Here is a 15,822-nt window from a genome sequence, read left to right on the forward strand (position 1 = left end):
TTAGGCACCTGCTTTCAATTCTAAGATAAGGTCACGCAATTCTGCTGCCCGTTCAAACTGCATATCTTTCGCCGCTTGACGCATCTCTTGATCGAGTTGTTCGAGCAATGTTTCGCGCTCCGGTTTTTTCAATTTGTTGAACTTCTCGAGTTTTTCGACGGTATCATCATTCTCAATCGTCGTACTGATGACACCCCGGACATCTTTTTGAATCGTTTTCGGCGTAATACCGTGTTCTTTATTAAAGGCGAGCTGAATGTTGCGCCGCCGTTCCGTTTCATCAATGGCCCGCTGCATCGAGTCGGTCATCTTATCGGCAAAGAGAATGACGTGTCCCTCCGAGTTCCTTGCGGCCCGGCCGATCGTCTGAATCAGCGACCGTTCCGACCGCAGGAATCCTTCTTTATCGGCATCGAGAATCGTTACGAGCGAGACTTCCGGAATATCAAGTCCTTCCCGCAACAGGTTAATCCCGACAAGGACATCGTATTTGCCGAGCCGCAGATCGCGGATGATTTCAATCCGTTCGAGGGTCTTGATTTCCGAGTGCATATAGTTGACCTTGACGCCATGTTCTTTCAGGTAGTCCGTCAAGTCTTCCGACATTTTTTTCGTCAGCGTCGTCACGAGAACCCGTTCATTTTTCGCGACACGCTCACGGATGTTATCCATCAAGTAGTCGATTTGTCCCGTGATCGGATGAATCTCGATCGTCGGGTCGACCAGTCCGGTTGGCCGGATGATCTGTTCGACCATCTCTTTTGTATGTTCGATTTCGTAAGGACCCGGTGTCGCCGAGATATAGATCGCCTGGCTGACCTTCTCTTCGAACTCCTCGAACCGGAGCGGTCGGTTATCCTTCGCCGACGGCAGACGGAAACCGTGATCGACGAGGACTTGTTTCCGCGCCTGGTCCCCGTTATACATACCGCGGATTTGCGGCAATGTGACGTGCGACTCATCGGCAACGAGTAAGAAGTCTTTCGGGAAATAGTCGATCAGCGTATACGGTGTCGAGCCCGGTGGCATTAAGTTCAAGTGACGGGAATAGTTTTCAATCCCGGAACAGTAGCCCATTTCACGCATCATCTCGAGATCGTAGTTCGTCCGTTGTTCGAGACGCTGGGCTTCAAGCAACATGCCGTCTTCACGCATCTTCGCGAGTTGCGTTTCGAGCTCAGCCTCAATGTTCGTAATCGCTTTTTGCAGACGGGTATCCCCCGTCACGAAGTGGGATGCCGGGAAAATCGAAATGTGTTCCCGGTCGGCAATGATTTCCCCTGTCAATGGATCCATATCACGAATCCGTTCAATCTCATCTCCGAAAAATTCGATCCGGACACACTGTTCATCGCGGGACGCCGGGAAGATTTCAACAACATCACCCCGAACACGGAACCGCCCGCGCTGGAAGTCGATATCATTTCGTTCATATTGAATGTCGATCAGACGACGCAACATCTCGTTTCGTCCCATCTCGTTTCCGACACGCAACGACAGCACGTGGTTGTTGTACTCTTCCGGATTACCGAGACCATAGATACACGACACCGACGCGACAATCAGGACGTCTTCCCGTTCGAACAAGGAAGATGTCGCCGAGTGACGCAGCTTGTCAATCTCATCGTTGATCGATGAATCTTTTTCGATGAACGTATCCGTCGACGGCACATAGGCTTCCGGTTGGTAGTAATCATAAAAGCTGACGAAATATTCGACCGCGTTATTTGGGAAGAACTCTTTGAACTCCGAATACAGCTGACCGGCAAGCGTCTTATTGTGTGCCAAGACCAGCGTCGGCTTCTTAATCTCTTTGATGACGTTCGAGACGGTAAAGGTTTTCCCTGTCCCTGTCGCGCCGAGCAACGTCTGATGGCGTTCACCTTTCTTGACGCCTGCAATCAATTTTTTAATCGCTTCCGGCTGATCGCCACCCGGTTCAAATGGTGATACTAACTCAAAATCCATCGTATTCTTCCCCCTCATCCAGTTCACAAAATCTATTTTTATTGTACCACTTTACGAACAAACATTCGACTTTGAAGTGCTCCTCTTAGAAGTTACCCGTTTTTCGCCAAAAGAAAAAGTCCAGCCCGTAGGCTGAACTGTTTTTTGAGCTGGATTTTGATTTTGAATCACTGAAGCGTCCGGATTTTCGTCCGTTTATTACCGGGCTCACTGACGAACAAAATCCCGAGATCGTGATGATCCTGTTCATAAAAGGCCCGCTGTGCGAACCGGACGTCTCCGTTATGGTTCATGACTTCGAGACGCAGGTACGGTTTATGTTTTTGAATCGCTTCATAAAATGATTTCTCCGACTCGACGAACTCCCCGTTGACTTTATAGATTGCTTCACCCGGAACAAGCCCCATCTCGGAAGCCGGTTTCTCCGGTAATGTGCCGAGAATGACGACGCCACGTTTACCGTTCAGGAACAACGGGGTCTGGGACCGGTTAAGTCGTTTCGTCCGCTGATGCAGAATCAGGTGAATAATGAGCAGGACCGGCAACCCGTACAACCAGATGTCCTGTCCGGTCAGGAATGCGCCTACTGCGAGCACGACGGACAACAAGAACGTAATCAGCCGCCCTTGGATCAGGGGACGGATCAGCTGGTCCGGCAACTGGCCGGTAAAGAGGAAACTGAAGCCGATCGGCAGGAACAAGACAATCGGAACGAACTCCGGAAACGACCATTGCGGGATCAATGCTTCGAAACTGCTTCCCGGCACGAAGACGATGAGCGGAATCAGCCACAGTTTGTTGGACGACAGCCCGCCGATGTAACGTCCCCGTTTCGATAAGACGAGCGAAGGCGATAAATTCTTTTTCCCCCGCCAGATCAGCAACAGCAATTCGGCGCCTAACGACAGGGCCGCAAGCAGCATCCAATCGCTGACGCTGACATCACGGAGACCGTCAATCCGGTCACTCGCCATGAACCAGGTGAGACCTGCCAGGATGACAAGCGGTCCGAGCGGTAAATTGAATCGGATGATACCCGTCAACAAAATCAAAAACGTCAACACCATGAAGGCGATCAGAAACTCTGACGAGACCGTCAATGTCAGACTTACACTGATGACGGATAAGACAAGACCAACGACGAAGCCTGGAATAAGCGTTTCGAAGACATCGGTCCGCTTGCTACGCGTGCGTGACCGGAACAGATTCCGTTCGCGTTTGATACGTCGCATACTGAGTAAAAAACTGACTAGAATTGCTAACCACAAGATTGGACTAGCGAAGAGACTAATCACTGTCCAACCGAATCCATCGAGTAATTCCACGCTCATTCAGACCTCTTTCTGTGAGTTATTGTGCCGCGACGTCCAGCGCTTTGATGCGCTGAACATCATTTTTTTCATCTTCCAGTTTCTTCAGGAGACGGGTTTCCATTTCGGACGCCGTCACTTGATCGATTTTACCGGTCACTTCGAGTTTCGCTTCTTTTTGAAGACGCTCGACGGCCTGCTTCATCGTATCGCCATAGTAACCGTCCTGCCCTTTTGGATCGAAGCCGATTGCTTCGAGGACCAGGTGCGCGTTTTCGACGGCTTTGCCGTAATCCCCAGTCGCAAGTGTCTTGTCATCGGTTAGAATCTTCGTCACATTAAAGTAATCTGGCTGCTTGACTTCGACCGTCGGCTTGACCCCTTTTTTATGAATCCAGTTTCCGTCCGGAGTCAGCCATTTGTTCGTCGTCAGCTTCAAATCACTGCCGTCTTTTAAATCATAGGCACTTTGGACGATTCCTTTCCCGAATGACTTCGTTCCGACCACTTCCGCACCGGCGCCTTCTTTGAGACCGGCAGCCAGAATTTCCGAAGCTGAGGCCGATCCGCTGTCTTCGAGGACAACAAGCTTATAAGGTTTCTTCTCGTCCGCTTTCCCGAATTCCTGCGTCCGCTCCCCTTTGTTGTCCTCTACCTGGAAAATCGGTGTCTCTTTCGGAATGAACGGCGCAATCATTTGCGAGACGGCCGTCAGCAGGCCGCCCGGATTTCCCCTGACATCGATGACAAGTCCATCAATGTTTTTCTCCTCGAGCGCTGCGAGTTGTTCCTCGAACTCTTTTGCCGTCGGATCCGAGAATTGTGTCACCTGCAGGACACCAATCGTCTTGCCATTAACTTTTTCCGTCTTCGAATAGACGGTTTCAATCGGAATCGTATCGCGGACGATCGAAATCTTCATCGGATCCTGTCCGCCGCGTTGAATCGTCAAGACGACTTTCGTCCCTTTTTCGCCGCGGATTTTCTTGACCGCTTGATCCGTTTTCTGTCCTTTTGTTGATTTACCGTCGATTTCTAAAATAATATCCCCCGGTTTGATACCGGCTTTTTCAGCGGGCGATCCCTTGATCGGTGAGACGATGACAATCGATTCGCCTTTTTGTTCGAGCGTCGCACCGATGCCTTCGAATGAAGACGACAAATTCGTGTTGAACGATGCCGTTTCCGATTCGTCCATATAGACGGAATAGGGATCTTCGAGGACTTCCGTCATTCCCGTCAGTGCCCCTTCGAGCAACTCCTGATCCGTCACGTCCTCGAGATAATTTTGGGAAATCATCTGTCTGACCTGATCAATCTTTTTCCAATCTCCCGTTGCGTTAGACGAAGAACTCGTCGCCACTGAATCCGTTCCACCTGCCGCTAACATCCCGACAGCCCCTGCTCCAAGACCCAAACCAAACGTACTGACCGCTATGACGGCCGTTGTCGATTTTTTCACGCGTAATTCCTCGTTTCTGGTGTAAACCTGCTATTTTTTTCAGTATAGCAAAAAAAGATAGGTTACCCTATCTTTTCGTCAGTCGCTCGTTGAAGTTATAAGATGTACGGTGCCGGATCAACCGCATTTGGTTGCCCGACAGCCCACTCGCCGCGATGGATCTCAAAGTGGAGATGCGGTCCTGTCGACCAGCCGGTTGAACCGAGTTTGCCGACGATATCCCCCGGCATGACTGTTTGTCCCGCCTTGACCGAAACCGAATCGAGATGGCCGTAAACAGTCGTCCAGACTTTTCCGTCAATCAGGTGTGTAATCATGACGACATTTCCATAGCCGGTCGCACTTCCGGCGCGGAGGACAATCCCCCCTGCCGCTGCTTTAATCAAGGTTCCTTTAGCATTAACGAGATCCAGTCCGGTATGCCGTTCCGATTTTCCGGTCAACGGATTGTTGCGGGGACCGAACGGGGACGAGACGTAGCCGGTGACAGGCAATAGGAAAGGCTTTACGATCGTGCCCGGTTCCGATGTCTCCGATTGGGCAGAAGGTGTTTCCGTCACCGGTTCCGAAGCCGTCGGCGGACGGGACGTTGGTTGATTTTGTTCTTGCTGTTCTTTTTCTGCTTTTGCTTCCTGTTCTGCCTGCCGCTCGGCTTCTGCTGCTGCCTCTGCTTCCCGGGCAGCGGCCGCTCTTTGCGCCCGTAGTTCGGCCGCCCGCAATTCTTCCAACTGACGGCTGATCAGACGTTGCTGGTCTTCAAGGATTGCAGCTTCTTCCGCTTTCGTGAACTGTTCCTGTTGTAACTGTTCGACCTGACTGTTCAACCGGACAACCAACGTCCGTTTGACTTCTGATTCCGCGATGATCCGGGTCTGCAAAATCAACAGCTTCCGCTGCTCTTTTTTTAATTGTCCGAGTACCAGTTCCTGCTCGGACCGTTGTTCGGTTAACTGTTTGACGTTCGCCTGGTATGTCTGCAGGACACCGTCGTCCTGCTTGATGATTTCGCTGACAGTACTGAAACGTGAAATCAAATCCCCGAAATCCTTGGCATCGAGCAATACTTCGATGTATTTGACATCCCCATCCCGTTGGACGGACCGCAACCGGTCCCCGATCAATTTTTCCTGTGTCCGGAGTTTGGATTCCGTTTGACCGACGGCACGGGTGACGATCGCCAGTTCCTCTTTGGCAACAGAAACAGCCGCCTGTTGATCCGCAATCTTACTCGCTAAATCTTCCAGACGGCTGTTGACTTCATCAAGACGCACTTTCGCTTCCTTGCGCTCCTGTTTCGTCAAGACTAACTTCTCCGATGTCTGATTCTGCGATTGTTCCGTCTCTTGCAGACGGGACTCGACCTCCTGTTGTTCCTTCAACAAATCTTCCTTGGACGTTGCCTGAACGGATACACTTGAACCAATTAATGCCAAGCTTAGGACGGTAGAACAGAATCGGACCTTCATGAGAAGCATCTCTCCTCTATCTTTTATTTGATTTTCAGAATTTAAATCTTCAAGAAACGGCCAAGTGACGTCGTTGATCCCCATACACCGATGAAGGCACCGAGCGCCAGCAGGATGACGGAAACCTGAATCGACAGTTCACCCGGTGGAATCAAGGTGAAGATCGAGGCATTCAATGATACGAGCTGTGGTTGCAACGCATTGTACGTCACTTCGTATCCGAAGTAGACGACGGCAATCGGGATTAAGGCCCCGAGGACACCCATCAACAGTCCTTCAATGAAGAACGGTGCACGAATGAAGCCGTTTTTTGCACCAACGAGTCGCATGATTTCAATCTCACGGCGACGTGAGAAAATCGTGACCTTGATCGTATTCGAAATGAGGAACATCGCCATGAATGTCAAACCGACAATCAGGATGATTCCGCCGATCCGAACCCCTTCAAGGAAGTTGAACATCTTCTCAACATAATCTTCGCCATATTCGACACTATCTATATTTTCCATTTTTTTGACGGTATTTGCAATAGTTTCTGTCTCATTTGGTGAAGTCGCCTTGACGATATACCGGTCGTGGAGCGGATTATCCTTCTCAACCGACTGGTAGGCTTGTGATCCTTCGCCAAGCTGTTCCTTGAAGCGGTCCAGTTCTTCTTCTTTTGAGCTGTAACGAACAGATTCAACACCCGGCATCTGTTCTAGTTTTTTTCCAACTGCATCGATTTTTGCCTGATCGGACTCTCGTTCGACGAACACTTGAATTTCGACGTCTTTTTCGACGTTATCGGAAATCTTGTTGACGTTGAACATGACCATCGCAAAAATCCCGACGAGTAATAAGGTCACGGTAACGGCACTGACGGAAGCGAATGTCATCCAGCCGTTTCGGACGAGACCTTTTGCCCCTTCCCGTAAATGACGGAATCCATTAAACTTCATAGCCGTACATTCCTTTCTCTTCGTCTCGGACGATTTTTCCACCGTCAATTGCGAGGACGCGATGACGCATCTTATTGACGATATCTCGGTTGTGGGTCGCCATTACGACCGTTGTCCCACGGCGATAAATCTCTTCAAATACTTCCATGATCTCCCATGCTGTATCCGGGTCGAGGTTTCCTGTCGGCTCATCGGCGATGACGAGTGACGGACGATTGACAATGGCTCTCGCGATCGAGATCCGTTGTTGTTCTCCACCGGATAATTCATCTGGATAGTTTCGTTCCTTGTGCTTCAGCTTCACGAGATCGAGTACTTCAAGCACTTTCTTACGGATTTGCGAGCGGTCTTCCCCGACGACTTCAAGGGCGAACGCGACGTTTTCATAAACCGTCAAGGACGGGAGTAGTTTAAAGTCTTGGAAGATGACGCCGATTTGGCGACGAAGTTCGGGGATCTGGCGGTTTTTTAACTTACCTACTTCAATTCCTTTAAATAAAAACGAACCGCTTGTCGGCCGTTCTTCGCGATACATCATTTTCATGAATGTCGATTTCCCGGCTCCAGATGGACCAACGATATAGACGAATTCGCCTTGGTTGATCGTCAAGTTGACTTCACGAAGTGCCGTGACACCGTTCGGATAAATTTTGCTGACTTGTTGCATCTTGATCACTTGCTTCACATCCTTACTTGATTACTGATGGTGATCAGATAGGTCTTAACGCCTACCGAACCCCATTATAACAGGCAACAATTTTTAAGCACATTACAATCAAATGTCATTTCCGGCTGATTTACATAAAAAAAGGGAGCCGGACAGCGAACATTTGTCATGTTCGTCATCTCTAGCCCCATACTATCACATAATTATTTTTTGTCAGCTAACCAATCCGCAACGGCGACGATTTCTTTATCGTCTTTCAGGATACCGGCCGGCATTTGCCCTTTACCGTTTTTGATGATTTCCTGAATTTCTTCCGAAGAATATTTCGCTCCGACTTTCGTCAAGTTCGGTCCGACATTTCCCTCGAGATTATTCCCGTGACACGAAGCACAGTTGTTGGCGAAGATTTTTTCAGCGTCAACCGCTGTTTCTGTTTTTGACGAATCATCGCTCATCGTCGATTCGTCTTTTGATGTATCAGACGAACTTGAATCGTCACTGCCGCATGCACCGAGTACAAGCGTCGCGCCGAGTCCGGCTGCGAGTAAAAGGTTTTTCAGTTTCATCCGTATATCCCCCTTAGTAAGTACCAAATAACGTCGTTTGTTATTAGAGTATAACCGTTATCGCTACTTTTTAAGCGTGATTTCACAAAAACTTCACGAATAACAAACGATTACGGCACATTCCGGTACCGTTTATCATCTGAAAAACCAAGTCCCAGCACTTCATGGGCTTCACTGACGACCAAAAAGGCTGTCGGATCGATGTGCTTGACGATTTCCTTTAACGTCGTGATTTCCCCCTGCCGGACGACGACCATCAACATCGGTTTGCGTGTCCGTGTGAAGGCACCGGCGGCTTCGATTTCCGTCGCTCCCCGGTCAAGCGTTTGGAAAATCTCTTTGACAAGCGCTTCCCGTTGATCCGAGATGATATACGCCAGTTTGTCATTCGTGATACCGAGTTGCACGACATCAATCATCTTGATCGTAATGAACAAGGCGACGAGGGCATACAAGCCGATTTCAAGCGAGAAAATGATCGCAGCACTGATGACGATCGTTCCGTCGAGCATGGCGATGCAGAAATGGAGCGGAATTTTCGTGAAGCGGTGCAGAATCTGGGCAATCAAGTCCATCCCGCCGGTCGAGGCGCGGGCTTTAAAAATCAGACCGAGACCGATTCCGACACCGGCTCCACCGAAGATGGCAGCAAGCATCGGATTCATCGTCGCTGCCGGTACGTCAAACCGTTCATAAACCAGGATGACGACCGGTAAAAAGATCGAGCCGACCAGTGATTTGACGCCAAATCCCATCCCGAGAATCATCCAGCCGATTGCGAGCAGGACAATGTTGGCAATCAATTGAAACAAGCCCGGTGAAATCCCGAACAGATCGTTTAAGACGATCGACAGACCGCTGACGCCTCCGGAGGCCAACTGGTTCGGTGCCAAAAATAAACTGAAGGCACTGGCGACGAACACAGAACCGAGTAATAAATAAATATAGTCGCGAACGACTTCCTGACGTGTTGATGTCATAACGTTACATTTCCCCTTATATAAGTTCTACAACCCGTTTTTCATTTTAGCGGAAAAACAGAGGAGCGACTAGAAGGGCTGAGCAACTCGCAGTGGTTCTCTTATACCGCACTAAAGGGTTTCGAGTACCGGACGACACCACGAATCCCTTTTAACGCCTGTCGCTCGAGCGGCATGACGAGAAAGACGTCCGTCGGTACCGGGAATGGCGCTTCGATACCGTAATCGACGGCCCGCTCGAATCCGAACTGTGGATAATAACTGTCATGACCGAGGACGACGATATGCGATTCACCGGCTTCCCGGGCATCTTCAATCACTTGACGGATCAGTTCCGACCCGATGCCTTTCCTTTGCCAGTGCGGTTTGACACCGACCGGTGCGAGTGCGAGCGACGGGATGTCTTCGATGTAAATCCGGCTCAGTAAGACATGTCCGACAATCTCTCCCTTGTCCGTGACGGCGACGCGGCTGTAGTGCGGGAGTGACGCCTCGTCTTCCCGTAACGCTTCGACAAGATCGGCTTCCGTCCGCTGACCAAACGCGGCTTGATGGACAAGCCGGATTCCGGCCGCGTCTTTGAATATTTCTGTACGAATCTGCATCTGTTTCGCCTCCTGAATCGATTATTAGAAAAAAACCGCCGACACAAAGGCCGGCGGGATATAAACTTACATATTCATTAAGCGCAGGTACGCATCGATGAAGCCCATGATGTCTCCATCCATTGCCCCTTGCGTATTCCCGACTTCGTAGTTCGTCCGGTGATCCTTGACCATGCTGTATGGGTGGAAGACGTACGAACGAATCTGGCTGCCCCACGCGATGTCTGATTTTTCACCGCGGATTTCGTCGAGTTTCTTTTGCTTCTCTTCGATTTCACGTTGGTAGAGTTTTGCTTTCAACATCTTCATTGCCGCTTCACGGTTCTTGATTTGCGACCGTTCCTGCTGACATGACACGACGACGCCTGTCGGGATGTGTGTGATCCGAACGGCAGAGTCCGTCGTATTGATGTGCTGTCCACCGGCACCGGATGCCCGGTACGTATCGACACGTAAATCTTCCGTGCGGATATCGATATCGATGTCATCGTTGAATTCCGGCATGACGTCACACGACACGAACGACGTATGGCGACGGCCTGACGAATCAAACGGTGAAATCCGGACAAGACGGTGAATCCCTTTTTCCGCTTTCAAATACCCATAGGCATTGTGCCCTTGAATACGGAGCGTGACCGATTTGACACCGGCTTCGTCACCCGGCTGATAGTCCATCGTTTCGACTTTCCAGCCCTGCTTGTCGCAAAAACGCTGGTACATCCGGAGTAACATCGATGCCCAGTCCTGCGACTCGGTTCCGCCGGCTCCCGGGTGTAATTCGAGAATCGCGTTGTTGGCATCGTATTCGCCGTTCAACAGGATTTGCAATTCGAACTCGTCAAACTTCCGTTTGATATCGCCGAGTTCCGACTCCAGTTCTTCCTGCAATTCGACGTCCGGCTCTTCTTTAATCAATTCGTACGTCAGGACGATGTTTTCATGACCGTCTGCGAGGTGCTGGTATTTATCGACCATTGCCTTCAGACCGTTTGATTCGTCGATGACTTTTTGCGCCGACTCCTGATTGTTCCAAAAGTCCGGGTATGTCATCTCATTTTCAAGCTCCTCGATGCGTGAGATTTTGTTCTCGAGATCGAGTGATGCCTTGTATTCATCGAGTTTCTTTTCCATCCACTCGGCGGTATTGCGTATTTCTGCTAATTCCATTGTGTTCCACCTTCTCTTTCCGTCAAAAGAGGCAGGAATCTCCCGCCTCTCTCAGCCGCTTCGTCACTTATGCCTGACGGCCGTGACAGTTCTTATATTTTTTACCGGATCCGCACCAACATGGGTCGTTACGTCCGATTTGTTCATTTGGATTTTTACGGACCGGTGCTTTTTTGACGACCTTGTCCTCTTTACCGGAAACGGCGACTTCGTCTTTGACGACTTTTTCGCGTTTCAAGTTCGGATCAAGATCCGCCCGGAGAACGAACTGTGTCACTTCTTCCGCAATCGCTGCGTTCATCGTATCAAACATCATCGAACCTTCCGATTGATACTCACGAAGTGGATCGTTTTGACCGTAGGCACGTAAATGAATCCCTTCACGCAATTGATCCATCTGATCGATATGGTTCATCCAGTGCTGATCGACAGCGCGGAGAACGATGACTTTCTCGAACTCGTCAAACGCTTCTGCCGGTACTTCCGAGCGTTTGTGCTCGTAATGGGCGAAAGTCCGTTCTTTTAACAGTTCGATGATTTCTTCGCGTTCCTTGCCGAACAGATCCTGTTCCGACACTTTTTCTTCGAGCGCAAGTGTCTGGTTCGCCCACTCTGCTAACGCACCGATGCTCCACTCTTCCGGCACGAACTCGATTGGCGTGTACTGATGGACACCCGCTTCAATCGTCTGTTCGATCATCGGACGGACGATGTTTGAAACCGACTGGGCATCAAGAATGGCTGCCCGGTCCGCGTACATGACTTTCCGTTGGTCCGCCATGACGTTATCATATCCGAGAACTTGTTTCCGGGCATCAAAGTTATTTCCTTCGACCCGTTTTTGTGCCGATTCAACGGCCCGTGAGACCATCCGGCTTTCGATGGGTTGGGAATCGTCCATTCCGAGACGGTCCATCATCGATTGCAGGGAATCTGATCCGAAACGGCGCATCAATTCATCTTCGAGTGACAGATAGAACTGTGATGCCCCCGGATCTCCTTGACGTCCGGCACGACCACGAAGCTGGTTATCAATCCGGCGTGATTCGTGACGTTCTGTCCCGAGGATATAAAGACCGCCTTTTTCGATGACCCCTTGTCCAAGCTTGATGTCGGTACCACGACCGGCCATGTTCGTTGCGATCGTTACCGAGTTCGGTTGTCCCGCATTTTCAACGATTTCCGCTTCCCGTGCATGGTTTTTCGCATTCAAGACTTCGTGGCGGATGCCGCGTTTCTTGAGGATGCTGCTGAGGAGTTCAGACGTCTCGACCGCTACCGTACCGACAAGGACCGGTTGTCCTTCGCGGTGGGCACGTTCGATTTCGTCCGCGACTGCCGCAAATTTCCCGTTCATCGTCTTGAAGATCAAGTCCGGCTGATCGTCCCGGACGATTGGTTTGTTCGTCGGAACCGGAACGACATGCATGTTATAGATGTTACGGAACTCTTCTTCCTCGGTTTTTGCTGTCCCGGTCATTCCGGCAAGCTTCGTGTACATCCGGAAGAAGTTTTGGTACGTGATCGTCGCAAGTGTCATCGATTCACGTTGAATCTCGACGCCTTCCTTCGCTTCAATCGCCTGGTGCAGACCTTCCGAATAACGGCGGCCTTCCATGACACGTCCCGTGAACTGGTCAATGATCATGACTTCGTCTTCACGAACCATGTAATCAACGTCCCGGTGCATGACGGAGTTCGCACGTAGCGCAAGACTCAAGTGATGGTTCAACGCGATGTGGTCGAGCGCAAACAGGTTATCGATGCCGAAATATTTTTCAGCACGGTCGATTCCCTGTTCCGTCAGTAAAACACTTTTCGTTTTGATGTCGACGGTATAGTCTTCGTCTGCTTTCATCATCTTCGCGAACGTATCCGCCTGCGAATAGAGCGCTGTCGATTTTTCGGCAGAACCGGAAATGATCAGCGGTGTCCGCGCTTCATCGACAAGAATCGAGTCGACTTCATCGACGACAGCGAAGGACAGCGGACGCTGCACGCGGTCTTCTTTATAGAGGACCATGTTGTCACGCAGGTAATCGAATCCGAACTCATTGTTCGTTCCGTATGTGATGTCACAGTTGTAAGCCGCTTGTTTTTCCTGGCGCGACATGCTCGACAAGTTCAGACCGACTGATAAACCGAGTGCTGCGTAAAGTGGTTCCATGATGTCCCGGTCACGCTTCGCCAAATATTCATTGACGGTGATGACGTGGACGCCGTTTCCGGCGAGGGCATTCAAATAGACAGGAAGTGTCGCAACAAGCGTTTTCCCTTCCCCGGTCTTCATTTCAGCGATATCGCCGTTGTGCAGGACGTATCCGCCGATCAGCTGGACACGGTAATGACGCATCCCGAGGACACGCGTTGAAACTTCGCGACAGACCGCAAAAGCTTCCGGTAAAATATCATCGAGGTCTTCCCCGTTCTCAAGACGAGTCCGGAATTCGACCGCTTTTCCTTCTAATTCTTGATCCGATATGGCAGCGACTTGTGCCTCAAATGATTCCACGGCATCCGCCGCTTTTTCTGCTTTTTTCAGAACACGTTTCGTCGGTGCGAATAACTCTTTTAGAAAATTAGCCATGCCTTACAGTCCCCTTACTTCGAACGATTCTTTAAACGAACAGAATTCCGAGATTTTTCCTTTATTCAGTGTACCGAATACGCCGTCAAATTTCAACACGCGGACCATCCGCGTCACGGGAAATCCAACTTTAGTCTGAGACAACTTCTATTCATGAATAGTTTTTTATCATACCAAAAGAGGACTTACTCCATGGAGTAAGTCCTCTGTAGATTCATTATTCTGGTTCAATCAAGCCGTAACGGCCATCTTTTCGACGGTAGACAACGTTCGTGTTACCCGTTTCAGCGTCCGAGAAGACGAAGAACGTGTGACCGAGCATATCCATTTGAAGAATTGCTTCTTCCGTATCCATCGGTTTGAGTGTGAAACGTTTTGTCCGAACAAGTTCGAGTTCCGCTTCATCCTCTTCGTAGACAGGTGCTTCTGCCTCCGGTCCTTCGAGCGTTTTGAAGTACTCCCCAATACCGCCTTCTTTGGCACGGCCTCTCCGGTTGATCTTCGTTTTATGTTTCCGGATCTGACGTTCGAGCTTATCGACGACAAGGTCGATGGCTGCGTACATGTCGCCATTGACATCCTCTGCCCGTAACAAGAGGTTTGGCATTGGAATCGTCACTTCGACTTTTTGTTTCTCATTGTTAACTTTGAGATTAACATAAGCCGTCTGCGCTTCCGTAGGAGTTGTGAAGTAACGAGTTAACTTTTCAAGCTTTTTCTCGACGTAATCCTTGAGAGCATCTGTGACGTCCAAGTTTTCACCGCGAATGTTGTAGATCATGTAAACTCCTCCTTAAGTAACCGGTTGAACCTATGAATTCGTCATCGTTTCAGTCGTTTCCTTCTGAAGATTCAAAATTCTTTTGGTTCGTAATTATTATACCACGATAAGCCATGCAAGGAAATGAAAACGATGACATTCTGTTGAACATCCACCTTGAACCTTAGCGTACTATAATAGTTTTGCATGTTGATATTAGCGTATATACCCTTAACAAATTGAGATGAAACAAAAAAACCGCTTTTAGGAGATTCCTAAAAACGGTGGCGGCTGCTAACGGGATTACAGTTTCGAGACGTTTGCTGCTTGCGGACCACGATCGCCATCGACGATTTCGAATTCTACTTCTTCGCCTTCTTCAAGTGATTTGTAGCCCTCTGCTTGAATTGCCGAGAAGTGGACGAAGACGTCTTTTGCATCCGATGTCTCGATGAAGCCGTAACCTTTTTCAGCATTAAACCATTTTACTTTACCTTGTTCCATTCGAATTCACATTCCCTTCGCAAACTGGATAGCGAGAGCAAGCTCTCTACCATCTATACTAGCAAAAGAAACAATTATTGACAATTAAAAATTCTGATTAATTTGAATTCAATATCATATAAAACCTATCAAAGGCACTTATTACTCTTTTTTTCAAAAAATTACATTGTCATTACAGGTGTAGTATTGTATTATATCGTTAGTAATTACCTATTTTATCCATTGTCCTATCTAAGGAGGATGCAGTCGAATGCGACCATTCCATAATGACGAAAAGTATCGAATCACGAAGCGGACCGTTGCGATTTTACCGTGCTATGACATGATGAAACAATCCATCATCGTCTTAGAGGACGGGTCAACAATCATGACGCCGCTTCGTCCGTATCAACTCCTGCAGTTATCCTGCAGACAGTACAACAGTTCCATTGAGGAACGGATCGTCACAGCCAAACGTGTCGCTTCCGTGAAAGGAAAAGTCCCTGTCGTCATCGAACCGACACTCGGTCTCGTCTTTTTCCCTACCAAATCACCGAAACGTGATGATTGCGAGTGGTACGCCTGGAGCCACATGTCCGAAGTCATCGAGGAAGACGGACAGACTAAACTCAAAACTCGTAATGGCATGATCCTTCCCGTAAACGCCTCTCCTTACATCGTCCGCAACCAAATGAAAGCAACCGGCGAGCTGATGGCTCGTTACCAACAATTAAACGCGATGACATTAGAGGACCGCTTTAATGCAATTAAATCTTAAAAAAAATGGGTTGGGCGATGATTTCGCTCAATCCTTTTTTGTTTGTGCCGATATATAATAAGATGAAGAATTTTTCAAGAAA

The 15,822-nt window shown here is 49.3% G+C and carries 14 protein-coding genes; 1 reads left to right on the forward strand and 13 read right to left on the reverse strand.

Going from position 1 to position 15,822, the window contains the following annotated elements; all coding sequences use genetic code 11:
- The 13 genes from uvrB to KNP93_RS03390 form a co-directional block, all read right to left on the reverse strand.
- Positions 1 to 1,968 (reverse strand): excinuclease ABC subunit UvrB, encoded by a 1,968-nt coding sequence (gene uvrB, locus KNP93_RS03330; RefSeq protein WP_370528945.1) that lies wholly within the window; start codon positions 1,966 to 1,968, stop codon positions 1 to 3.
- A gap of 167 nt (positions 1,969 to 2,135) precedes the next feature.
- On the reverse strand, positions 2,136 to 3,299 hold the full coding sequence (locus KNP93_RS03335) for a PDZ domain-containing protein (RefSeq protein WP_214853115.1): 1,164 nt from the start codon (positions 3,297 to 3,299) through the stop codon (positions 2,136 to 2,138).
- Between the two features lie 19 nt (positions 3,300 to 3,318).
- A complete protein-coding gene (locus KNP93_RS03340) occupies positions 3,319 to 4,740 on the reverse strand; it encodes a S41 family peptidase (protein WP_131502201.1) in 1,422 nt (473 codons plus the stop codon).
- A gap of 95 nt (positions 4,741 to 4,835) precedes the next feature.
- The gene (locus KNP93_RS03345; protein WP_214853118.1) at positions 4,836 to 6,206 is read right to left on the reverse strand and encodes a murein hydrolase activator EnvC family protein; all 1,371 of its coding nucleotides are present in this window, start codon (positions 6,204 to 6,206) and stop codon (positions 4,836 to 4,838) included.
- 41 nt (positions 6,207 to 6,247) lie between these two features.
- The gene (gene ftsX, locus KNP93_RS03350) at positions 6,248 to 7,147 is read right to left on the reverse strand and encodes a permease-like cell division protein FtsX (protein ID WP_012371286.1); all 900 of its coding nucleotides are present in this window, start codon (positions 7,145 to 7,147) and stop codon (positions 6,248 to 6,250) included.
- Positions 7,137 to 7,823: a cell division ATP-binding protein FtsE gene (gene ftsE, locus KNP93_RS03355; protein ID WP_014971187.1), complete on the reverse strand. Its 687-nt coding sequence runs from the start codon at positions 7,821 to 7,823 to the stop codon at positions 7,137 to 7,139. The genes ftsX and ftsE overlap by 11 nt, the downstream gene beginning before the upstream one ends.
- Positions 7,824 to 8,017: 194 nt before the next feature.
- Positions 8,018 to 8,380 carry a cytochrome c551 gene (gene cccB / locus KNP93_RS03360; protein ID WP_188004677.1) on the reverse strand — a complete coding sequence of 121 codons (363 nt, stop codon included), beginning with the start codon at positions 8,378 to 8,380 and terminating at the stop codon, positions 8,018 to 8,020.
- Positions 8,381 to 8,490: 110 nt separating this feature from the next.
- Positions 8,491 to 9,360: a YitT family protein gene (locus KNP93_RS03365; protein ID WP_131502204.1), complete on the reverse strand. Its 870-nt coding sequence runs from the start codon at positions 9,358 to 9,360 to the stop codon at positions 8,491 to 8,493.
- Positions 9,361 to 9,461: 101 nt separating this feature from the next.
- On the reverse strand, positions 9,462 to 9,965 hold the full coding sequence (locus tag KNP93_RS03370) for a GNAT family N-acetyltransferase (RefSeq protein ID WP_114595101.1): 504 nt from the start codon (positions 9,963 to 9,965) through the stop codon (positions 9,462 to 9,464).
- Positions 9,966 to 10,031: 66 nt separating this feature from the next.
- Positions 10,032 to 11,132 carry a peptide chain release factor 2 gene (gene prfB, locus KNP93_RS03375; RefSeq protein WP_131502206.1) on the reverse strand — a complete coding sequence of 367 codons (1,101 nt, stop codon included), beginning with the start codon at positions 11,130 to 11,132 and terminating at the stop codon, positions 10,032 to 10,034.
- 67 nt (positions 11,133 to 11,199) lie between these two features.
- Complete coding sequence (gene secA / locus KNP93_RS03380) at positions 11,200 to 13,719, reverse strand: preprotein translocase subunit SecA (protein WP_214853120.1); 2,520 nt, start codon at positions 13,717 to 13,719, stop codon at positions 11,200 to 11,202.
- A gap of 217 nt (positions 13,720 to 13,936) precedes the next feature.
- A complete protein-coding gene (hpf, locus tag KNP93_RS03385; RefSeq protein WP_026827559.1) occupies positions 13,937 to 14,500 on the reverse strand; it encodes a ribosome hibernation-promoting factor, HPF/YfiA family in 564 nt (187 codons plus the stop codon).
- Between the two features lie 282 nt (positions 14,501 to 14,782).
- A complete protein-coding gene (locus tag KNP93_RS03390) occupies positions 14,783 to 14,983 on the reverse strand; it encodes a cold shock domain-containing protein (RefSeq protein WP_026827558.1) in 201 nt (66 codons plus the stop codon).
- A 250-nt stretch (positions 14,984 to 15,233) separates the two neighbouring features.
- On the opposite strand from KNP93_RS03390, the gene KNP93_RS03395 reads away from it, so the two are divergent.
- Positions 15,234 to 15,740: a competence protein ComK gene (locus KNP93_RS03395; RefSeq protein ID WP_026827557.1), complete on the forward strand. Its 507-nt coding sequence runs from the start codon at positions 15,234 to 15,236 to the stop codon at positions 15,738 to 15,740.
- Positions 15,741 to 15,822: the final 82 nt, after the last annotated feature.

This window comes from Exiguobacterium sp. s166 (genome assembly GCF_018618855.1).
In the GTDB taxonomy this organism is placed as follows: domain Bacteria; phylum Bacillota; class Bacilli; order Exiguobacteriales; family Exiguobacteriaceae; genus Exiguobacterium_A.